General features: G+C 36.3%; 24 protein-coding genes and 2 pseudogenes. 3 read left to right on the plus strand and 23 right to left on the minus strand.

All coding sequences use genetic code 11. The annotated features are described in order from the left end of the window. Positions 1-583 precede the first annotated feature (583 nt). The 9 genes and pseudogenes from JFV29_RS17380 to JFV29_RS17420 form a co-directional block, all read right to left on the minus strand. Positions 584-934 (minus strand): annotated as a pseudogene (locus JFV29_RS17380) (GyrI-like domain-containing protein); the annotation flags it as partial. A 98-nt stretch (positions 935-1,032) separates the two neighbouring features. After that, a complete protein-coding gene (locus JFV29_RS17385) occupies positions 1,033-2,040 on the minus strand; it encodes a histidinol phosphate phosphatase domain-containing protein (protein WP_201185469.1) in 1,008 nt (335 codons plus the stop codon). Next, positions 2,034-2,822, minus strand: coding sequence for a DeoR/GlpR family DNA-binding transcription regulator (locus tag JFV29_RS17390; protein ID WP_201185471.1), 789 nt, complete (start codon positions 2,820-2,822; stop codon positions 2,034-2,036). The genes JFV29_RS17385 and JFV29_RS17390 overlap by 7 nt, the downstream gene beginning before the upstream one ends. Then, a complete protein-coding gene (locus JFV29_RS17395) occupies positions 2,819-3,823 on the minus strand; it encodes an ABC transporter ATP-binding protein (protein ID WP_201185473.1) in 1,005 nt (334 codons plus the stop codon). Before JFV29_RS17395 ends, JFV29_RS17390 begins: the two co-directional genes overlap by 4 nt. Further along, positions 3,820-4,599, minus strand: a complete 780-nt coding sequence (locus JFV29_RS17400) for an ABC transporter permease (RefSeq protein WP_201185475.1) — start codon at positions 4,597-4,599, stop codon at positions 3,820-3,822. The genes JFV29_RS17395 and JFV29_RS17400 overlap by 4 nt, the downstream gene beginning before the upstream one ends. Continuing rightward, positions 4,596-5,432 (minus strand): ABC transporter permease, encoded by an 837-nt coding sequence (locus JFV29_RS17405; RefSeq protein ID WP_201185477.1) that lies wholly within the window; start codon positions 5,430-5,432, stop codon positions 4,596-4,598. The genes JFV29_RS17400 and JFV29_RS17405 overlap by 4 nt, the downstream gene beginning before the upstream one ends. A 29-nt stretch (positions 5,433-5,461) precedes the next feature. Next, positions 5,462-6,280 (minus strand): alkaline phosphatase family protein, encoded by an 819-nt coding sequence (locus JFV29_RS17410; protein ID WP_201185479.1) that lies wholly within the window; start codon positions 6,278-6,280, stop codon positions 5,462-5,464. Next, the gene (locus JFV29_RS17415) at positions 6,270-7,379 is read right to left on the minus strand and encodes an ABC transporter substrate-binding protein (protein ID WP_201185480.1); all 1,110 of its coding nucleotides are present in this window, start codon (positions 7,377-7,379) and stop codon (positions 6,270-6,272) included. Before JFV29_RS17415 ends, JFV29_RS17410 begins: the two co-directional genes overlap by 11 nt. Positions 7,380-7,892: 513 nt before the next feature. Continuing rightward, on the minus strand, positions 7,893-9,299 hold the full coding sequence (locus JFV29_RS17420; RefSeq protein WP_201185482.1) for a catalase: 1,407 nt from the start codon (positions 9,297-9,299) through the stop codon (positions 7,893-7,895). A 603-nt stretch (positions 9,300-9,902) separates the two neighbouring features. Between JFV29_RS17420 and JFV29_RS17425 the strand changes: the two genes are divergently transcribed. Continuing rightward, positions 9,903-10,073, plus strand: coding sequence for a hypothetical protein (locus JFV29_RS17425; protein ID WP_201185484.1), 171 nt, complete (start codon positions 9,903-9,905; stop codon positions 10,071-10,073). 360 nt (positions 10,074-10,433) lie between these two features. On the opposite strand, the gene JFV29_RS17430 is transcribed toward JFV29_RS17425, so the two are convergent. The 8 genes from JFV29_RS17430 to JFV29_RS17465 all read right to left on the minus strand — a co-directional run bounded on the left by JFV29_RS17430 (position 10,434) and on the right by JFV29_RS17465 (position 15,328). Then, the gene (locus JFV29_RS17430; RefSeq protein ID WP_201185486.1) at positions 10,434-10,943 is read right to left on the minus strand and encodes a hypothetical protein; all 510 of its coding nucleotides are present in this window, start codon (positions 10,941-10,943) and stop codon (positions 10,434-10,436) included. A gap of 280 nt (positions 10,944-11,223) precedes the next feature. Next, the gene (locus JFV29_RS17435) at positions 11,224-11,667 is read right to left on the minus strand and encodes a carboxymuconolactone decarboxylase family protein (protein ID WP_201185488.1); all 444 of its coding nucleotides are present in this window, start codon (positions 11,665-11,667) and stop codon (positions 11,224-11,226) included. 511 nt (positions 11,668-12,178) lie between these two features. After that, the gene (locus JFV29_RS17440; protein WP_201187922.1) at positions 12,179-12,970 is read right to left on the minus strand and encodes a DUF817 domain-containing protein; all 792 of its coding nucleotides are present in this window, start codon (positions 12,968-12,970) and stop codon (positions 12,179-12,181) included. Positions 12,971-13,039: 69 nt separating this feature from the next. Continuing rightward, complete coding sequence (locus JFV29_RS17445) at positions 13,040-13,261, minus strand: helix-turn-helix domain-containing protein (protein WP_201185490.1); 222 nt, start codon at positions 13,259-13,261, stop codon at positions 13,040-13,042. A gap of 10 nt (positions 13,262-13,271) precedes the next feature. Then, the gene (locus JFV29_RS17450) at positions 13,272-13,754 is read right to left on the minus strand and encodes a DUF2975 domain-containing protein (protein WP_201185492.1); all 483 of its coding nucleotides are present in this window, start codon (positions 13,752-13,754) and stop codon (positions 13,272-13,274) included. Positions 13,755-14,265: 511 nt separating this feature from the next. Continuing rightward, positions 14,266-14,547 (minus strand): hypothetical protein, encoded by a 282-nt coding sequence (locus JFV29_RS17455; RefSeq protein WP_018393056.1) that lies wholly within the window; start codon positions 14,545-14,547, stop codon positions 14,266-14,268. Positions 14,548-14,557: 10 nt separating this feature from the next. Continuing rightward, on the minus strand, positions 14,558-14,947 hold the full coding sequence (locus JFV29_RS17460) for an SHOCT-like domain-containing protein (RefSeq protein ID WP_201185493.1): 390 nt from the start codon (positions 14,945-14,947) through the stop codon (positions 14,558-14,560). Between the two features lie 15 nt (positions 14,948-14,962). Beyond that, the gene (locus tag JFV29_RS17465) at positions 14,963-15,328 is read right to left on the minus strand and encodes a DUF2089 domain-containing protein (RefSeq protein ID WP_201185495.1); all 366 of its coding nucleotides are present in this window, start codon (positions 15,326-15,328) and stop codon (positions 14,963-14,965) included. A 148-nt stretch (positions 15,329-15,476) separates the two neighbouring features. Here JFV29_RS17465 and JFV29_RS17470 point away from each other — a divergent pair, with 148 nt between their 5' ends. Beyond that, entirely contained in the window at positions 15,477-15,662 is a 186-nt protein-coding gene (locus JFV29_RS17470) for a hypothetical protein (RefSeq protein ID WP_201185497.1), read from the plus strand. A 568-nt stretch (positions 15,663-16,230) separates the two neighbouring features. On the opposite strand, the gene JFV29_RS31740 is transcribed toward JFV29_RS17470, so the two are convergent. From JFV29_RS31740 to JFV29_RS17495, 6 genes and pseudogenes are all read right to left on the minus strand, one after another. Further along, positions 16,231-16,911: a hypothetical protein gene (locus JFV29_RS31740; RefSeq protein WP_446728255.1), complete on the minus strand. Its 681-nt coding sequence runs from the start codon at positions 16,909-16,911 to the stop codon at positions 16,231-16,233. Positions 16,912-16,920: 9 nt separating this feature from the next. Next, on the minus strand, positions 16,921-17,136 hold the full coding sequence (locus tag JFV29_RS17480; protein WP_207205150.1) for a hypothetical protein: 216 nt from the start codon (positions 17,134-17,136) through the stop codon (positions 16,921-16,923). A gap of 8 nt (positions 17,137-17,144) precedes the next feature. Further along, positions 17,145-17,339: pseudogene (locus JFV29_RS17485) on the minus strand (GNAT family N-acetyltransferase); the annotation flags it as partial. Positions 17,340-17,502: 163 nt separating this feature from the next. Further along, positions 17,503-17,658, minus strand: coding sequence for a hypothetical protein (locus JFV29_RS30650; protein ID WP_242486907.1), 156 nt, complete (start codon positions 17,656-17,658; stop codon positions 17,503-17,505). 131 nt (positions 17,659-17,789) lie between these two features. After that, positions 17,790-17,933 carry a hypothetical protein gene (locus JFV29_RS30655; RefSeq protein WP_242486908.1) on the minus strand — a complete coding sequence of 48 codons (144 nt, stop codon included), beginning with the start codon at positions 17,931-17,933 and terminating at the stop codon, positions 17,790-17,792. A gap of 249 nt (positions 17,934-18,182) precedes the next feature. Further along, positions 18,183-18,632 carry a DinB family protein gene (locus JFV29_RS17495; RefSeq protein ID WP_342366572.1) on the minus strand — a complete coding sequence of 150 codons (450 nt, stop codon included), beginning with the start codon at positions 18,630-18,632 and terminating at the stop codon, positions 18,183-18,185. Positions 18,633-18,968: 336 nt separating this feature from the next. Here JFV29_RS17495 and JFV29_RS17500 point away from each other — a divergent pair, with 336 nt between their 5' ends. Beyond that, entirely contained in the window at positions 18,969-20,243 is a 1,275-nt protein-coding gene (locus JFV29_RS17500) for an IS110 family transposase (RefSeq protein WP_201185503.1), read from the plus strand. The last annotated feature ends 4 nt before the right edge of the window (positions 20,244-20,247 follow it).

Here is a 20,247-nt window from a genome sequence, read left to right on the forward strand (position 1 = left end):
AGAGTAGTGTGTCACTCTGGATTTTTTTGGTGTAGTTTTCTGTTTACCTTCACGTCAGATCATTCCTTCCTGCTTCCAAATTTAGTGACTTTCATTTTGTCTCAGTCAGAAGTCTTAAACATGAAAATGCCAGATTGCCAGATGTTCAATTACCATTTACTTTCTTTTAAGGCTTTACTTCCTTCGTTAATCTCGTATGAAAAAATTCAATAAAGGTATTATCGTAAAGGAAACCTTTTCTTTAAATGGATGAGATGAGAGTGATATTGTTTCTTCCTCACAGGACTAATACTTGCCTTGCTCATTAAGTATTAGGTGATTTTGTTTGTCTTGCATTTTAAACTTCATATTAGGGCTTCCTCCTTAAGGTTTTGAGTTAGAATGGTATCTACACTCATATCTTACTGAGGAGCTCTATTTTTTTCAAAATCAAAAAATAGCTATCTACAGGAATGCTAACCTGCCCCGATAGTTCCATAATAAAAAAGATTACCTTAGCCATTATTGAAGTAAAGTAACTGGTAGTTGAGTAAAAAAATAAGAGCTGTTGAAACAGCTCTTCGCATAAATCTTTCGCCTATGCTTACTTTTTCAAAACAGGGATCCATATTTCACTTCTAAATGTTGGTGAGGTTACATCTTTTTTTTCGTTCCAAAGGATTTCTGGACCTTCTATTTGTTCATAGTTAGAGGATTGAAACCATTCGGAATAAATACGTCCCCATACATTTTGCAGTGTTTCAGGAAAAGGTCCGACTGCTTCGAATACCGCCCATATATATGCATCAACTTCAAGCAGTGTTAAGTTATCTGGGCACTCCCTCGTTGAGGCTACGCCTATATAATGATCAAGCTCCCCTTTTTCCTCCAACCTGCCTTCGGAAAAGTTCGCAGATACACTAAGCAGTCCTAATGGGCTGAAATTCGATAGTTTTTGTTGCAATTTGTAGCTGAAGTCGCTGGATCTTCACCCATTCGGCATGTGCAAAATTCGTGCATCTCGCTCCAGGGGGCGGCAAAAAAAGACCCATTTTACCGGATCTGCACTAAGTTTCTTTCTCTTTGATGGAAGGTTGCTAGATGTGAGGCACCTAATTGCTGCAACATTTTCTTGTTCTCTGCAACATATTTTCCAAGATCATCTGGATAGTGTGAATCTGAAGAAAGGGTAATCGGAATACCTTCGTTAACAATTGTCGTTAGAAAATCAATGGATGGGCACATATCTTTGGCCGGATAGCGATAGTATAAACCCGCATTCACCTCTGTGGCGGTATTCGTTTCCTTTAGTGCGACAGCAATGCGTTCATACCATTTTTGATTAAAAGATTCATTGTTTACTTTGAAATTAAATACTTTTAAATTATCTAAATGTGCAACAAAATCAAACATGTTTGAACGGATCATTTTTTCAACTGTTTCATAAAAACGAGTGTACAGCTCTTCTAAATCATATTCTTCAAAGTGAGATGCGGTTTGTGGGTTATCAAATCCCCAGCCATCCATATAATGAATAGAACCAATCACATAGTCCCACGGTTTTCCTTCTAAGAGTGCTTCTAGTTCCTCTTCTTGCCCGACAAAATAATCCGCTTCAATTCCTAACTTTAATGAGACACCTTCTTTTTCCCAGCGTTTTTTTGCTGCTACAATCGCTTCAACGAACTCATCCATTTTTTCTGTCATGACATTTTTTATCCAATACGATTGTAATACACCAATTGAATCGCTCGGATCAAGATTTAACGCCTTTTCAAAATAATTTTTTGTTTCTTTAAAACGATACAAATGATCGACAATACCTACTTCTTTCAATCCGATTTGTTTCGCTTTTTTTAAATATAAATCAAGCCACTCTTCGCCGTAACAACCACCATTCAGTCGCTTTTGCAACTGATTCACTTGATACTCAATTTTTTCTTTCGAGCCGTATTCTTGCACTTCGTTTGGCTGAAAATGTCCAAGGGCTTTTGCCGTACGTTCAAGCCAATTAAACGAATACGGGCCTTCTTCTAGATGTACATGATAATCGATTAACATTCTGATCCACTCCTTTTTGCGATAATCCAACGTTTATACCATTCTTTCCATTCCTTCGGACAAGGCTGATTACTAATGACTTCATCAAAATGGCTCGCATCACCAAATGAAAAGAAAGACGGAATACCTATTTTTGATGAATCTACAAGTAAAATATTCTTCTTGCTTCTTGCCATCATTTTAGCTGAAACGAGTGACTCATCTAAATCATAATCATAGATTGTATCTCCAACAATTCCACCGCAGGATATAAACGCTTTATCCATATGCATATGACTTAACCATTCTAGCGTCATTGCACCCGAGACAGAGGATTGCGCAGGGTTCGTAAATCCACCTAACAAAATAACCTTGCCCGTCACACGCTTCTCTTCAATCGCTTGGTTAAAGCGATCTGCTGCTGCAATTGAATTTGTCACAACAGTTAAATTTTGAACATTTTGAATTAAATCGGCAATATGAAATGTTGTCGTTCCAACATCGATGCCAATCGTATCACCATCTTCAATACGTGATATCGCTTCGAATGCAATTTGTTCTTTTTCTGCACGATTGATATCAAGCTTCCGTAAGTAAGCTTGTTCTTTTTCTAATGTTGTATATAGAACTGCTCCTCCATGCACTCGAGTTATCTGCTCCAGTTCTTCTAACTCGGTCAAGTCTCGACGAATCGTTTCTGGTGTAACAGAAAACTTCTTTGCCATTTTTGCAACTGATACGCGTTTCTCCTCATTCACCCATTGAATAATTAAACGATGGCGTTCTTCCTTTAATTGATTCATGATAAGGCGATTACATCCTCTGGTTCTACGAATAATTGATATTCCATACCTTTTTCAAATACAGAGGCACGATGATGCAATTGTTCAGTTCTAAATTGCTTATTGTCCGCATGAAAAGTTGTACGGATCACATTTCCATTCATAATAGAATCGCCAGCAATTGCGCTTAATTTGTAAGAGGAGACCTGAGCTTGTAAATGAATAGATTCTGGACGTATCGCATATTTATCTGCGGATAACGCTACATTTTTTCCAATTAATTTTCCTATCTGCTCTTTTGAAAAAACATTGTATCGTCCTATAAAATTGGCAACAAATTCGGTTTTAGGATGCGTGTAGATTTCAGATGGTGTTCCTTCTTGTGCAATCTTTCCATTATTCATGACGAAAATACGATCGGAAACAGACATCGCTTCTTCTTGGTCATGTGTAACAAGAATCATCGTCATATCCAGTTCACGTTGAATCGCTCGAAGTTCGACTTGTAGATGTTTACGAATTTGTGCATCAAGCGCACTTAACGGTTCATCAAGTAACAATACTTTCGGACGAACAACGAGAGAACGAGCAAGCGCGACACGTTGCTGCTGACCACCGGAAAGTTCATGCGGATACGCCTCTTTCTTCTCTTGTAAACCAACGAGGTTTAACATTTTCCCTACTAGCTCTCCCACTTCATTTTCTGGTTTTTTGAGCATCTTTATTCCAAACGCAACATTTTCATATACGGTCATATTCGGAAATAATGCGTATGATTGAAATACCATACCTACTCTGCGGTTTTTCGGCGAAATTTTCTTCATATCTTTCCCATCAATCATCACTTGACCGCCAGTCGCATCTGTTAGTCCAGATAATATACGCAAGATTGTACTTTTCCCACAACCACTTGGTCCAAGTAACGTGACAAATTCGCCATCTCTAATGTTCATATCAATTCCAGAAAGAACTTTTGTATCTTGATATTGTTTATAAACGTCTTTTAACACTACGTAACTCATGCGCGTGTCATTCCTTTCGCTCTTTTCGTTAATGTCGCCATTACTAGCGTCAAAATACCCATCAACACGATGTATACGAACACAATCGCACTCGCAACATGACCACTTGTACTTAATTTTGACATTAAATAAATTTGAACCGTTTCAAAACGAGAACCTACAACGAGGTTTATCAAAACAAATTCGCCAAATAAAACAGAGAATGATAATAGCGCTGAAACAAATAATCCTGGATAAACTGATGGAAGCAACACTTTACGGAAAGCTTCCATTTTTGAAGCGCCTAGTAATTCCGCTGCATCCATTAATTGACGGCCTTGAACATTCCGTAAGCTATTTCGTGTTCCTTGGTACATATATGGAAGCACGCTAATGACATATACCCCGAGCACAGCGAGGATCATCGGTAAACTAGTTCCTGAATAAAACCGAATTAAACCAACTGCTAAAATAACACCAGGGAAAGCATATACCATCACAACACTTGCCTGGAACCACTTTTCTAACGATGGAAAGTATAATACGATCACGAAAATCGCCGGCACAATAAATAATATAGAAATGAAAACTGCACTACCTGAAAGAAGAACAGATCGTCCGAACGCTTCTATAAATCTTGCATCTTGAAATAAAGTCTTAATCCATTCCAACGTTAATCCTTCCGGTAAAATGGTTTTATTCCATTCCGTTGAAAATGCATACAAAGCGGTCGCTAGAATTGGTAGGGCTAAATATACACCGATCAGAATGAGCATGACGATTGTAAATTTTTTCATCGTTCTGACAAATCCTTTCTCGTTTTCTTGGTGAGCCATTCACTAAGTAACATCCCGATAATCATGATCACACCAAGTAAAACGGCAATGGCACTCGCCAATTCTGGTTGAGCAAAAATATCCCCCGTAATGAGTGCCCCGATACGAATTGCCGCTAAGTTAAAATTACTCCCTGTTAAGGCGTAAGCAGATGCATATGCACCTATCGCATTAGCGAACAATATAGTGAACGTGCCCGCAATACCAGGAAATAAAATAGGCAGTCCGATTTTTTTCCAAAATGTAAATTTAGAAGCTCCTAATAACGCAGCGGCATCTTTCCATTGTTGCTGAATACCGTAATAAATCGGATATAAAAGCATGATTGAAAGCGGGAGTTGAAAGTAAATATAAATGAGCAACAGCCCTGACCAACTATAAAGAGAAAAAGATAAATCCCAGCCGAACGAATCAAGCGCTAATGTAAAAATACCGCTATTTCCAAGTAAGACGATAAATGCAAAAGCGAGTGGTACACCCGCGAAGTTGGACGTCAAGTTGGACAAAATCAATAACCGTTCACGGACCGGTTCAGGAAAATACGTCATCGCATACACACCTAACAAGGAAACGACTAACGCGACGAATGCTGAAACGACTGACAAAGCTAAACTGTTTTTAAACCCTTGTAAAATATAAGAACTTGTTAACACTTCTTGATAATGTTCTAACGTAAACCCTTCACTATTTGAAAAACTACTCATCAACATGTAAAAGAGTGGTACGAGAAAAAAAAACGTCATCAACAAAGCGAACGGGACTAGTATGAAAAGTACTCTTTTTTTTCCATTCATAATCATGATGTCTCCCTTTATTTAATTGACTAGACCCCAGGTATTATGAGAGGGACCATCGCTTCTGATGGATCGATTCCGAGTAAATGGCAAGCAAGTGGCGCCACTTGTAGTTGAGAGATAATTTGATCCTGAACAACCGGCTTCACTTTATTCGAAGCAATAAATAACGGAACATGGCGATCATTAGTTGTATTCCCACCGTGATTTCCATCGCTTGTCATTCCGTGATCGGCTGTCACGATAATGTTGTATCCAAGTTCCATCCATTCTGGCAACGAAAGTGCCAATAAGGCATCTGTAGCTAAAACGCGATTTCGATATTGAACAGAATCTGCTGTAAATTTATGTCCATCATCATCTACATTCATCGGGTGAATATAGAGGAAATCTGGTTTCTTTTCTGAAACGAGCCACCTAGCTTCTGCGAATAAATGGTTATCTGGATAATGATCTTCAAAGTAGAACAGACCATTTTCAATCGGGGCATCTTTATCTAATTGAATTCGATCCATTCCAGGACGAAATGGCGCATGATTATATAGCTCACTTACCCAATGATAAGCAGCTGCAGCGGTTTTCTTCCCGCTGCGTCTTGCTAAATGAAACAGACTTTCTTGTGTTGATAAGCGGACGACTCCATTGCCAACAATTCCATGGACTAAAGGTGGCGTTCCAGTCAAAATCGTTTCATATAGTGGCCGAGATAAAGAAGGGACTTCCGATTTCACTTCATAACGCGCGACCTTTCCTTGTTCAACGAGATGTTGCATAAAACCCATATGAGAACACGCTGTATCAAAACGCAACGCATCCACAACGATCATAATTAAACGATTATTTGACATGGATTAACACCTTCTCTTGCCACATTTGAGGAATTTGTTTCGTTGTTTCTTCCCAAGCCTTTTGATCGCCAACTGGTTGGGCATTTTTATACATGTTATCCGGTAATAGAAGAGATTGAACTTCTTCTGATAATTCAACATTTTCACGAATTGGACGTGCATACCCTTTTGCTAAATTTTCTTGACCCTCATCTGAAAGAATGTATTCACGAGTCAACATAGCAGCATGCGGTTTTTTTGAATATTTATTAATGATTGTGGCATAACCAGATGTAACAGATGCCTCTTCTGGAATCGTTACGTCAAATCGTGCTTCATCAACTTGTTTACGATAACCCAGTGCATTAAAGTCCCAAAGTAAAGCAACATCAATTTCACCTTTTTCTAGATTAGCAACACTAGGATCACCAGCAGATAAACGACCTTGTTTCGCTAATTCTGCAAAGAAGTCAATACCCGGTTGAATATTCTTTTCGTCTCCACCGAAAGCATAAGCAGCTGCTAATATAGCAAATTGTGCTTGGTTTGCTGTTAACGCATCACCAATACTAACTGTGTAATTACCATTTTTTATATCTTCCCAAGAAGTCGGGACCGTTTTTACGTTATTCTTATCTGTAATAATTGCCATCGTTCCTGTATAGCCAACTACCCAGTCTCCGTTATCATCTTTCGCCCAATCTGGAATGTCATCCCAATAGGACGTTTTATAGGGAATCGTTAAGTCTTGTTCCTCTGCAATAGGTCCAAAGGCAATTCCAACATCACCAATATCAGCTGTTGCATCATTTTTTTCAGCTGCAAATTTTGCTAACTCTTCTGCACTCGACATATCTGTATCAGTATGTTGCACATTATATTTTTCGCCCAACTCATCCCAAGTTTCCACCCAGTTTGCCCAAGTATCCGGCATCCCAACTGAATTAACTTTGCCTTCTTCTTTTGCCTTGTCTTCTATTTGTGTCAATGTCAATTTGTTATAATCTGCTTCTTCTCCTGCGCTTGATTCTTTAATATTATTATTTGATGAACATGCTGCTAACATTGAAATAGTCATTGCACCGATTATTCCTGTTTTCCACTTACGGTTCCAAGACATTGTCGTTTCCCCCCTAAATATGTTTGTTTTTATTTTGTTTCACACTATGAATATACAAAACAAATATTAAGCAAACATAATTCCCACACTAAGCTTTTGTAAATCTCAATTTACAGAAGCTTTACATCCAACATTCTATTTAAGATGACTAAAGTAATAAGTACCAGAGCCGCCCGTCACCACGCTAAGGTAAGAAATTAGAAAAACTTAAAATCGGTGCCTGTCACTCCCGATATTTACTAGATTTTGTCGACAGAATACTAGAGAGGGAGAGTTCGTGATGATTGATGAATTCTGTTTTCTTTCAAAAACACCACAAAAACTCAGTCCTAAGACTGAGCCTAATTTAGCAGTATTCATAAGTGTGGCGCCTTGAAAGGCATCCGTGTTTTGTAGATCATTGTCGAAGTGCAGGGCACCCCAATCTATAGGGCAGTTTAATTAACGGCAAAGCTTCTTTTTTCTTTCTATTTAAAAATTAATATTATTTTTTAAATTTTAATTTTTATATCTTTATTGTTTTTTTTGTTGTATCTCAATTCTTTTTGCCAAGTCAGATGATACCTTATTTAAATACTCCATAACTTTCTTTCTAATATCATCGGATATGATTATCAAGTCGCTAGCCAAATTTTCTACAAGATGTTCTTTTTCTATAGGAGTTAACTTCATATAGAATTCACCAGCCTGCATAAAATCATCATGCTTTGTTATAGAAGTTCTTTCTAGTTTTCCTTCAACATATCTTCCATCACCACTTGTAATTTGGTTAGCCGTTGTCCAGTGTTGCTGTTGATTGACTGGTACTTTTCGAAATTCAGGCCCAATTCTTCTTCTTTGAGAATCATTATAAATATTGGCTCGGCCCTGCAGTATTTTATCATCAGATAATTCTGCACCGTCAAGTAAATTTGAAGGGGAGAAGGCGACTTTTTCTACTTGTTCCATATAATTATCAGGATTTTTACTTAATACCATTTTCCCTACTGGTATAAGAGGGTATTCTTTCTCATCCCATACTTTTGTATCGTCTAAAGGATCATAAGAAAGATGGGCTTCATCTGCAGGATCCATGAGCTGAACGTATAAGCCATATTCCACTGATTTACCACCCGCAATAGCATCGAATAGATCTTTACCAGCATAATCAGGGTTTTCAGCGGCTAGTCTATTTGCTTCCTTGCGACCAATGTATTGTACACCTTCAAATGGATACCAATGGTATTTAACATACTTTCTAATACCTTGAGCATTTCTCCAAACATATGTATTCACACTATGTCCTGGTATGTGACGAAGACTTTTTACTGTACCTGCGTCAGAGTAGAGACGTACAATAAAATGAATAGATTCGGGTGCTCTTGCTACAAAGCTCCAAAATCTATCAGGGTCAATTAAGTTATTTTTGGGTGAAGGTAAGAATGCTTTAATAAATTCTGGGAAACGTATCGCATCACGAACAGAAAAGACGGGGATATGATTACATAAAAGATCAAAAACACCTTCTTCTGTATAAAATTTTGTAGCGAAACCACGTACATTTCTGGAAGTATCAGGTGTTCCTTTCGTACTGACAGCTAATGAAAAGCGAACCATAACAGGTACCTTATGATCAGGATTTTGTAAAAAGTTCAGTTTTGTGTATTCGGACATCGAATATATCGTTTGAAAATAACCAAATGCACCAAATCCTTTCACATGAACCGGTCTTTCTAATATTTTTTCATGAATAAACTCTTGTAAGGACTCGTGGAGTACATTATCTTGTTCCAGTACAGGTCCTCTAGAGCCGACTGTCTGTGAATGAAGTTTAGCTGACTCATCATTAGTTCGTTTGGAGAGGTCTCTATATAACTTTTTTCTTTCATTAGAGTCTTCTTCTGATAAAGCTTGCCTCTGTTTAGAATCTTTTTCATTCATTATAATGGCCTCCAAAATTCATTTTCCTTCAATCGTTACTAAATATGATTATTAAGCCTCGAATATGTATCTTCTACTTTTATTTTCAACATTTATTAGAAATATAGTTTTTTAAAGTTATCAACTTTTTTCAGGACAATACAAAAAAGTCAAATTAAATCAGTGTTTGAACATACCGCTAGGTAAAGAAAACTCATATGCCGTGGGCCTGTTGGAATAGGTGGAATTATGAAAAAATGAAAATGACGAAGGGAAATTACATGTGCAATAAAAAAGTATTACTTTTCTTAGTTTGAAAAAACATAAGTAAGCTATATAAACCAATAACAGCAGTAATAAATAATAGTGTCATTAACATCTGTACTGTATTTACAGTGTTTGATAAATGACGTTTCCACATTTTCATAATATTTCCTTTTAAAACTAAAATGTCCCTTTAGCTCAATAAGAAAAGCTAACCTTATTAAATAATCGCTCTGTAGAAGAACTCAATATAATAAATGATCGTGTATTCATAAGACTAATAAAATAAAATGCATTTTTTTAAAATGTATATATATGTTAAAATCATAATAACAAATATTGGATAAGGCGGATGCATATATGAGTAAAAATGAAGAGGAAAAACATAAAATAAAAAAAACTGCATTGGATAGAGCAGGTCTAAGAGCTTTTATGGGAAACCCTGAGGACTTTGAACTTTCTTTTTACGGAGTATTTATGGCTTGCGTCCCAATCTTCATATTAGGAGTTGTAGTTTGGTACAATTGGTAATTAACCAACATTTATTTATAAAAAAATGAAGATAATTAAGTTAACCACATAATAACCCAGTATTGCTAATATCGCTGAACCCACTTTTAACCACATTTTTGTATCCCCTATTGTTGTTTTAATTCCACTCAGGTGGTCAGTAGTTATATTTAGTTATAGCTGTCTTTTTAAGGACATAGTTTTAAAGATAGAACTGAGGTCTAAATACTTTCGGTGTGGGTTCGACTCCTACTGTCCTTGCTAATATAGCGGCATAGCCAAGTGGTAAGGTACAGGTCTGTAAAACCTTTATCATCGGTTCCCGATTCACACCTCCTATGGTTCCGGAGGTGTCTTTTTATTTTTCGTTATACTGTGGTTTCATTCTTCCCACTCATAATCGGGATTAAATTCTTGCGGCTCTATTTCTGCTTCTTTATATGTAACGGGTTTTTCATTTGGCAACGTGACAGTTATTTCGGTTTTTTCTTTATTTAATTCTAGCGTTAGAAAAGAAGTCTTGTTTGATTCTTTGCTTGATATTATACCGGTTAGTTTTGATCCAGTAGATTCTGATAACTGGAAATGCTTTATGATTTTATCTTTTCCCGTTTTAGTGAATTTTTCTAATGTGAACTTGGATCTACCCTCGCTACCGTCACCATCACTTTTGATTAGTATATAAGATCCACCGTTCATCCAGCCACCATATATATGATACTTGGGTGCTTCGTAAGAGGGTACATCCTCTTGTTGTGTAGAATCTTTTACCTCATTTTTTTGCTCTACGTCTACCTTTTCATTTTTTATGACTTGTTCTTGTTCGTTGTCACAAGCAGCAAGACTCCATATAACCAGGAGTCCTACGGAGATTTTTTTAAAAGTAAACAAAGGCCTGTCCTCCTAAAAGTTGAATGTAAATTTCGAACCATTAAATTATCCACCCTAACATTGAGTGTTGAAGACAATAATCTAAAAATTATACCATAATAAACCAATTTCTTATAGAACTAACCTGCCCCTTTAGTGCCATAAGAAAGGGAGCTGCCAAAGCAACTCCCTTATTGAAGTAAAGCACCGGTTAGTTCTATATGACCTATTGTAGAGTTGACACAAATTGTGCAACAAAATAAATGAAAAAACGAACACCATAGGATGTTCGTTAAGAAAATTAACTCTTAGTTGCTGTATTGCCCATTGCAATTGAGATTCTATTCCAACTGTTTATTTGATTAATAATAAGAACTAGATCAACATATTGTTTCTCATTATAATGTCCTCGGACACGCTTGTATAAGTCATCAGGAACTCGTTTTGTTGGTATCAAGGTAATATGCTCAGTAAGTTCCAAAGCAACTTTTTCTTCAGGTGAATAAAAATCGCATTCTTCCCAGGTATTTAAACAATAAATTCTTTGTTCAGTTTCACCCATCTTACGAGCATCGGATGTATGCATATTGATGCAGAAGGCACAACCGTTAATTTGAGAAGCTCTAATTTTGATCAACTCTCTAGTAGTTCGATTAATAGAAGAGTTTTTAGTGTACTTCTCCATATCCATCATAATTTTCATACCATCGGGTGCAACATCATTATAGGAGATTCGTTGACTCATAAGGCACAACCCCTTTGCTTTAAGATAATTTTATTATACCTGCCGACGACCGTTTATACCAATATTTTACTTTAGGGATATTTATAATCAAGAGAAATTTTAGCTGGAATAGAACATTTAGTTGCTTCGCAGTACGTTTAAACAGAGAGACTGTACTGCACATATCCATACAGTCATACTGTGAAAACAAACGTCATTAACTGTGCGTTTACATTTAGCTTCTTCAACTAAACTACCTCTCTAATTCCATAAGAAAAGGGCTGCCGCAGAAACCTCCCTTATTTAAGCACCCTATAGTTTAAGTGAAATTTTTTCACAAGAACCCCCAATAAAATGGATTCCAGCAGTATTATCAAAAGCTATTTATAAAGAAAAAAGCAACAATTCGAAAGTTGCTTTTTCCAATTTATCTTATTCAGAATTTTGTACGCTAGGAGAACTTCAACCTAAAAAAAGTCGAATTCCTTACTATGCTAAGGATCCAACTTTTTTAAAAGAGGGTTCTTAACAGTTATAAAAATTGACTAGCATCGGTTCTAGTGGAATTTTTCCCCTTAACCTGCTTTAACATCGCTACTATAAGGAAACTAACAATGACTAATAAGAGCCATGAACTTACCTTTCCTAGATGAACGAGACTCCATGCATCGGTTTGGTTTGGATATTCCCAAGCTCCAAAGAACGTTGCGATATTTTCGGCTATCCATATAAAAAATCCGATGAGCACAAAAGAAAGTGCGATTGGCATACGATAACGAGTTCCAGCAACCTCGTATATGACCCATGATCGCCAAAAGACGATAATGACAAGTCCAGACAACCACCAACGAATATCAATCCAATAATGGTGGGTGAAAAAATTCAAATAAATCGCAGCTGCAAGAGGTACAACTACCAAAAACGGTGGCCACTTAACCAATTCAACCTTTAACCTTCTCCACGCCTGGCAAAGATAACTCGCTACACTTGCGTACATGAATCCGCTATACAAAGGCACTCCAAAAATTTTGAAATATCCTTCCTCTGGATAAGACCATGAGCCCATATGTACCTTGAAAAGTTCAAGAGCAAGACCAATAAGGTGGAACAATGTGATAACTTTTAGTTCGTCCCGTGTTTCAAGCCCAGAACGCACCATCCACCACTGCATCAGAAGGCAGATGATGAGCAGCCAGTCATACCGTGGCAGAAAGGGAAGCGGCATAAGTTTTGTAAAAGCCAACGAGGCAAAAATAACGGCAGGAAACAAACATGATAGGGCCTGCTCCCAACCAAAACGAACGAGTTGTTTTAGTGCTCTCATGATTAGTGCCTCCATTTTTTTAATGGTTAAATTCATGAGTAACTCCCCTTTTCTTTTTGTTCCTCTTTTTTAATCTTGGGTGTCGTCATCATTTCGATATTCTAAAATATCTCCAGGCTGACATTCTAAAGCCTTACAAATCGCCTCTAAAGTTGATAATCGAATCGCTTTTGCCTTGCCGTTTTTCAATATAGAAAGGTTAGCCATCGTTATTCCAACCCTCTCAGAAAGTTCTGTAACACTCATTTTCCTTTTAGCCAGCATCACATCAATATTGATTATAATTGCCATATTATTCACCTCAGACTATTAAGTCATTCTCTGATTTTATATCGATGGCTTCTTGTAAAAGCCTTTGAAGAACAGCAGCAAAGACTGCAATCACCATTGAAGAAAAAATAATGACCAATCCGATTAATATGATACCTGGGGCGTCGTCCAGCTCCGCTATGAGATAAAAGAGCGGCATACCTACCACATACAAGATACTGATTGTGATTGCACAGTATTTTATTTTTGTTAGAGCACTTACAGATAATTCCGAGAAAGCTTTGTTCTTGTCAATATAGCTTAAAAGTTTAAAAGCTTGATATAGAGCAAAGTAAAATGGTATCGCCGATGCATACAAATCGATTAATACGAGATATTTGATATAAGTCATATCCGGATACAATTCTGCTGCAAACTTCGCTATCTCAGGCACCAAAAATATGCACAAAGCAAGAACTGGAATTCCAATAAGAATAACAGCTATCTTTAAAAAGAGTGTTGTTCCTCGTTTCATAAAAAGCACCTCACTTATTTATTGTCAATTTAATTTAACACGCTTTTTATCGTTTTACAATAAAACATTGTTGTTTTTTATTATATAATTATTGTTACCGAAATATCCTTTCATTTTAAAAAAAGATAAAAAAGCATTCCTCATTACGAAGAAATGCTCTATAACTTTAAACTATTCAATTTATAACTTGTTCAACTAACCTGCCCCGTTAGTGCCATAAGAAAAAGGCTGCCGCAGCAACCCTTGTTATTGAAGTAAAGCACCCGTTTGTTTAAGTACAATTTATCACAATGTGAGTCGGTATAATTCATTTATAAGTGAATTATACTTTCAGTTCTGATTATAAAGTCTATTTCGTTAAGTAGAAGTGACACTTCACTAATTTAGTGAAGAATAGTTCTTTTAAAATTAAATAACTTTATTGTTTTTTTATAATTTTCTCGGTATTGTAGCGAGAAATTAGGCTTTTTCTTCAAAATGCCAGTCAGTGGTCGGTGTATTCTATAATAAATTATAGTCTAACCTTAACCTCAGTACCGTCCTTAGCTTTGACATCTACTAGCACGATCCCCTTATAATTTTTCAGTTCCTTGACGATAGGCTTTAGCGTTTTTTTGTCTATTAGCGGAAAGGTAAAGTCCAGTTTTTTTCTTTCGAAGTGCTCTTTTGTCCATTTGTTTGCATTTTGCTGAAAAAATTTTGAAGACAAAATTGAAATAACAATGTTTAAAATAGCATATGGAATTGGGATGGTAAACCGAACGTCTTTTGCTTTCACTTTTACATGCATCATAAGCAAATCACTAATCAATGATGACCGAAACGGTATCCCCGTTTGCCGATTTAATATCAACAATTTGGCCATCTAATTCGTTTTCGATTGCTTCAATAATAAGGCTTATGTCTATATCTTTAATGTATTTTTCCGATTGAGGAATACTCGCTGCGATGCTGTGTCCAGCCATTAATACTACCTTGACAAGTTTTATAGGCAAATTGACCGTGACGTTATCATTTTCGGCTGATACAACACGAATTTTTAATTTTTTATCTAAATATTTAGTCGGTTTTTCAAAAAGCTTATTACCTGTTTCTTCTTTCTCTTTTAATACTTGGATCAGTTCTGATCCCTTATCTGCATCAATCTTCCCTTCTTGAACCATTGTTAACACTCTTGTAATTTCCTCTTTCATATGATAAATACCTCCCTATTCCTCTTTTAAGAGCTTAATGGCTTCTTCTGGTGTGATTTCGCCATTTTCCAACATGGTGACAACTTTTTTCTCGTCTACTTCATTTTTCTTCTTATGCACATATCCAAGGGATGAAATGATGTCTGTTAGCTTGCCTCGAACCGTTGGATACGAAATCCCCAGTTCCTTTTCAACTTCTTTGATATTCCCTCTGCATGTTAAAAATACTTCCACAAAATGAAGCTGATCCTTTGATAAGGATGCCAGCTTAGATAATTCAAACTCATTTTCAATCGTAGTGTGACAATGAGAGCACTGCAACTTTGTAATTTTCAATGTTTTACTGCAGACAGGGCAATTTGTGATTACTTTATAAGCCATAATGAAATTCCTTCCTTTTAGTTGATTCGATTATATAACAAGTAATTAAAAATATAAATAATAAAATTTAAATTTTTTAATCCAAAAAATCAATAATATTAATTTATTATTTAATATTATTAATTATCCATTTTCATTATTTACCATAATGGTTGAAATTGTAGACATTCATCTTGGTGAAAATACCCAGTTACATAATGAGCACGATTACTTAGTCTTTGAGATGCTGATTAATAATCCATGGATATTTGATATTAATATTCCAACTGATGATGATTCAGCAGTCGTTAGCATTGATGTATTATTTAATGATTTAAAACTTGAAAATTATTAAGCTTACGGGTTGATTAATCTCAGATTATGCAGTGGTTTGAGGACTTAGTCTATATTTTAGTTATTCCAGAATATGGCGCTATAGTTGAATAAAACTTAGATTTTTAAACGACTTTATTGTTATATTTTTAAGTACAGTGAAGTATCTTATATCGAAAATTAAACAACTATATTTTAACCCCGTCCTAAATTTAGAAAGGGGTTATGCTTGTTTTAGGTTTTTTAAATTAAATAACTTTATTGTCTTTTTACACTAAGAAGAACTTTATATTGTTATACATTGCAATTTTTTCTTATTCAACTATCCTGCCCCTTTAGTTGCATAACAAAAAGGTTGCTTCAGCAACCTCCCTTATTGAACTAAAGCACCCGTTAGTTTAAGAGTAATTATTCACATACTCCAACCTTGATCTATATGTGTTAACTGTATTATATCTAATTGGATGCTTTTTTTCTTTTTGCTTCACCGCACTCATGGGAGATTAATCCTTTTTCTGGTTGTTGTTCTACAATACGGATCTATTGTTAAAAGACGCATTCCTATTATAGAAATGCGTCTTATTATGGATTTATAAGTTAGTGACTTTTTTCAATTCTGCATCGATTCCACTCATAATCTCAAAAGCTCCCTCCGACTTGTTGGAGCAGACCACAACTTTTGCAGATGTTTTTGGATAATAAGCAGAATGAAAGCTGACTCCTGGGTCGTAACCCTTTTCAACCTCTTCTTTATCTAGGTTGAAACGTCCATTATTCATATTAATCACACTATATTCACCATATGTGTTTTTGTTTAAATAAAGAACATAATTATCTTTTTCCAATTCTTTATAATGTTCTGTTGTTAGAATACGTTTTCCATTTTCATCATCAATTAAAGAAATAGGTTCAATAATCATTAACTCACTATTTTCTCCAAGATTAGAACCTTCTGGTGTTTTTAAAACTTTTTTAATTGTAATTGGTGCTTTTGTGTAATAATCTTCAATTTCGTTTATTTCATGAGCTGTTTCTGATTGAAAATACGTAACAAAATGTTCTCTCTCTTCAAAATCTGTATTCACTTCTGCAATAACAACAAGTTCAGTTTCTTTGAATAAACTTGATTCTTCATCATATTCTAAGTAATTTGCACCTACACTAATTGTTTCGGTCTCATCTGTTTTTTCACCAAATTCTTTTGCTTCATTTGAACATGCACTAGAAAATAATATCCCTATTAATACTGTACTCAATAATATCTTTTTCATAAGTTTCCCCTAAAATGGCCATTTTTTAGTGACTTCACCTGAATCATAGCTTGTTAGACTTGAAGGTATTGCTCTCCACCCTTGTGGCATAACAGAATTATAGGCTTTCGCTACATGTGCCATTTTAATAGAATGACCAATCTCATGTGCAGCATTCATTCGAATATAAGAGGCCGTATAATTTGATTGGGCTCTCATTTGATTATCATACATTGTAACAGTCACATAGGACTTTTTCCTTCCTCGTTTTCTGCTACAAATACATCGCTATTAGTAATGTTCTCTTTCCATAATTGCTCTTGTCCTTCATAAATCAAATTATTTAAGTATTCGTCTGGAATGATATTCGCATATGTAGTTTTCCAACTATCAACGTGTACTTTTGCTATACCTTCAGCATCAGCCAACGTTGCCTCTCTGATTATCATATTAGTTTCCCCTTTCAATCTTTCTCATATATATCAATATTCGGTTACGAACATAGAACATCCTTGTTCAACTAAACTGACCCGATAGTTCCATAAAAAAGAGCTGCCAAAGCAACTCACTTATTGAAGTAAAGAACCTGTTAGTTCTTTAAGGAATAGCAGTTTAATGGTATTGAAACCAAACAAACCATCCTTTTTCCTTACTTTTAGCTAAAAATATTTGACCTTGGCCTAAGCTAGCTCCAGGTGCTTTGGGGAAATCTAAACGTACAAGCCATGATTTTTCAGCAATTTCTTTGCCACAAAAGGTCTTTGCCATTCCAAAATAGTCTTCTTCATCTTTATTGCCAACTGTTTCGGGAAAAGGTTTGGCAGTTACTACATCCCACTTAGTATATATGTCAGGAAAATCATCTATTCCAGTTCCATAAGTTCTTGGTATTAAAGTATTTAACGCTTTACCTCTTTTTTATCCTTAATCGATGTTTTCTCTAATTCACTTAACACAGGACATTCTTTAGGTTGCGCGTATCCTTGAATTGAACAAAAAAACAACATCGGAATGGTAATAATCAATATATATAGCATTTTCATAAAACTCACCTCAGAAGTTATCTTTCCTAATTTCAAGAAAAATAGTCCAGTTTTTGAGGTGTAATAGCTCAATTGTTATTCAACTAATCTGCCCCTTTAGTTCCATACAAAAAAGAGCTGCCAAAGCAACTCCTTTATTGAAGTAAATTACCAATAGTAAAAGAAGATTTGAAGCTTTATAAAAAAGTTTTATCATTTCTGTGATCTTTCTTCCATCGAAGTGCTTTTTACTGGCGAGAACACAAAAAGTTATATTTTAAAGAGAAAAAATACAAAATCCGTTGGTATTCCTTGTTCACCTTGTTGATGAAGCATCGCCGTCACATTTCCGCGATGGTAGGTTCCATGATTTACTACATGGTGAATGAGGTCGGCAAGTATGAACTCCATACGCCCATATTGAGGGTGCTCAGTAATGAGGATTTGTTCTAGATTCTTTTGCTCTGCAAAAAAACTGTGAAATTCCTCTGAAAGACTATCATAGAACGCTTCGAGTTCATCTATCGACACTCCCGATACTATTGACTTTCGACGCTCAACTTCTCTTACAGTATCATGGAAGCTGCTTCCTTTCATCGTCTCCAACCAGGTAATATCTGTTGCATAAAGATGCATCAGAACATTTGAAATAGATGAGAAAACACTTTTAACAGTCTCGTTATAAACCTTATCAGGTAGTTGCTTCAAGTGCTGGAACACTTGTTGGTTAGCCCAACATGGTAATCGTACATTTTCTTTACTCGGTTATTTTCCATTATCATACTCCTCTCTGTTTTAAAATTGAGGAAATTATTAGTACTACCAGGAATATTTAATTTTTTTCTTTTGTTCAGTTTGCTTCCTACATCTATATTCGACTATAGAAAGAATCATACTCTAAAAATGCCGCCAATTGGCGGCCATCTTATGGCACTAACGCACCCGTTAGCATTCCTGTAGATCGTTAAATATCAGGTTTGAAAAAAATAGAGCCCCTCAGTAAGATACGAGTATAGTGTCCAATCTAACTCAAAGTCTTAAGGAGGAAGCCCTACTATGAATTTTAAAATGCAAAACAAACAAAATCAACTGATTGAAAGAATTACGGATCAACATCTAGTTGTTGGTGTGGATATCGCCCAACACGTACACGTGGCCCGTGCTGTAAACTATCGGGGCATTGTGATCGGGAAACTTTTGTCTTTTGAAAATAACGAAGAGGGTTTTACTAGATTACTAAACTGGATCAAGGAACTAAAACACATGAAAAACCTAGACACCACGATAGTTGGAATGGAACCTACCGGTCATTATTGGATGAACCTTTCAAAGTGGCTAGTCAAACAAAACATTGATGTCGTTACGGTCAATCCTCACCATGTCAAAAGAAACAAAGAAAATCGTGATAATACGCAATCCAAAAGTGATAAAAAAGATGCCCTTGTCATCGCTGATATGGTGAAGAATGGCTATTATGCCTTCGTTCGTTCCACTTCAGAATCATTTGAAAAACTTCGTGTCCTTATGGCTAACCGAGATGTGATCGTTAAGCGTCTTGTTAGCTCCATCAACCAAATTAATCGCTGGGTGGATGTTGTCTTTCCCGAGCTCCGGCAAGTGTTTAAAGACGTATCATGTAAAGGGGCAATCGCAACCCTACGCCTCTTTCCTACCCCAGCTGAATTAAGTTCCTTACAGCCTCAAGATATCGTAACCGGGTGGAAATCATGTATGAAGCGACATTCCGGGCATAAAAAAGCCCGTTCCCTGCTTACATTGGCCAAGCGTTCAATTGGTACGAAACAAGCCCTTGATGCATATAAACTTCACTTGGAACAGTTATTAGAGGAATATGATCTCGCTTCATCCCAACTCGAAAGAGTGACGCAAGAAGTCACAAACGTCTTGGAACAGATTCCATTCGTTAAGCAAATACTTGCCATTAAAGGAATCAGCGTAATTTCACTGGCGGGCATCTTAGGAGAAGCTGGAGATCTGAGTGGGTTCGCTCACGGGAATGCGCTCCTTCGTCATGCAGGATTGCATCTCGCTGAGGCAAGCTCTGGGAAGTGGAAAGGCCAAATTGTTCTTTCCAAACGTGGAAGATCACGCCTGCGGCGTCACCTCTTCCTTGCGACCATGAGTCTGGTGATGAATAACCCTGAGTTTAAAGCCCTACACTCGAACAATGTTAAGGTGAAGAAGATTAAGAAAATGAAATCCATCATGAAACTATGTGGAAAACTCGCCCGTGTCCTAGTAGGGATTGCTCGTAATGGCTCTGCCTATAAACCGGAAATGGTCTTCCCTCTTGAACAACTAGCAGCGTAAATTT

The organism is Peribacillus sp. TH16, from assembly GCF_016651095.1.
Lineage (GTDB): Bacteria > Bacillota > Bacilli > Bacillales > DSM-1321 > Peribacillus > Peribacillus butanolivorans.

Bases quoted from the DNA above. Each gene is read 5' to 3' on its own strand.
- JFV29_RS17385 (WP_201185469.1), bottom strand. From the start codon at position 2,040: ATGTTAATCGATTATCATGTACATCTAGAAGAAGGCCCGTATTCGTTT.
- JFV29_RS17390 (WP_201185471.1), bottom strand. From the start codon at position 2,822: ATGAATCAATTAAAGGAAGAACGCCATCGTTTAATTATTCAATGGGTG.
- JFV29_RS17395 (WP_201185473.1), bottom strand. From the start codon at position 3,823: ATGAGTTACGTAGTGTTAAAAGACGTTTATAAACAATATCAAGATACA.
- JFV29_RS17400 (WP_201185475.1), bottom strand. From the start codon at position 4,599: ATGAAAAAATTTACAATCGTCATGCTCATTCTGATCGGTGTATATTTA.
- JFV29_RS17405 (WP_201185477.1), bottom strand. From the start codon at position 5,432: ATGAATGGAAAAAAAAGAGTACTTTTCATACTAGTCCCGTTCGCTTTG.
- JFV29_RS17410 (WP_201185479.1), bottom strand. From the start codon at position 6,280: ATGTCAAATAATCGTTTAATTATGATCGTTGTGGATGCGTTGCGTTTT.
- JFV29_RS17415 (WP_201185480.1), bottom strand. From the start codon at position 7,379: ATGTCTTGGAACCGTAAGTGGAAAACAGGAATAATCGGTGCAATGACT.
- JFV29_RS17420 (WP_201185482.1), bottom strand. From the start codon at position 9,299: ATGAATGAAAAAGATTCTAAACAGAGGCAAGCTTTATCAGAAGAAGAC.
- JFV29_RS17425 (WP_201185484.1), top strand. From the start codon at position 9,903: ATGAGTAAAAATGAAGAGGAAAAACATAAAATAAAAAAAACTGCATTG.
- JFV29_RS17435 (WP_201185488.1), bottom strand. From the start codon at position 11,667: ATGAGTCAACGAATCTCCTATAATGATGTTGCACCCGATGGTATGAAA.
- JFV29_RS17440 (WP_201187922.1), bottom strand. From the start codon at position 12,970: ATGAGAGCACTAAAACAACTCGTTCGTTTTGGTTGGGAGCAGGCCCTA.
- JFV29_RS17445 (WP_201185490.1), bottom strand. From the start codon at position 13,261: ATGGCAATTATAATCAATATTGATGTGATGCTGGCTAAAAGGAAAATG.
- JFV29_RS17450 (WP_201185492.1), bottom strand. From the start codon at position 13,754: ATGAAACGAGGAACAACACTCTTTTTAAAGATAGCTGTTATTCTTATT.
- JFV29_RS17455 (WP_018393056.1), bottom strand. From the start codon at position 14,547: ATGATGCATGTAAAAGTGAAAGCAAAAGACGTTCGGTTTACCATCCCA.
- JFV29_RS17460 (WP_201185493.1), bottom strand. From the start codon at position 14,947: ATGAAAGAGGAAATTACAAGAGTGTTAACAATGGTTCAAGAAGGGAAG.
- JFV29_RS17465 (WP_201185495.1), bottom strand. From the start codon at position 15,328: ATGGCTTATAAAGTAATCACAAATTGCCCTGTCTGCAGTAAAACATTG.
- JFV29_RS17470 (WP_201185497.1), top strand. From the start codon at position 15,477: ATGGTTGAAATTGTAGACATTCATCTTGGTGAAAATACCCAGTTACAT.
- JFV29_RS31740 (WP_446728255.1), bottom strand. From the start codon at position 16,911: ATGAAAAAGATATTATTGAGTACAGTATTAATAGGGATATTATTTTCT.
- JFV29_RS30650 (WP_242486907.1), bottom strand. From the start codon at position 17,658: ATGGCAAAGACCTTTTGTGGCAAAGAAATTGCTGAAAAATCATGGCTT.
- JFV29_RS30655 (WP_242486908.1), bottom strand. From the start codon at position 17,933: ATGAAAATGCTATATATATTGATTATTACCATTCCGATGTTGTTTTTT.
- JFV29_RS17500 (WP_201185503.1), top strand. From the start codon at position 18,969: ATGAATTTTAAAATGCAAAACAAACAAAATCAACTGATTGAAAGAATT.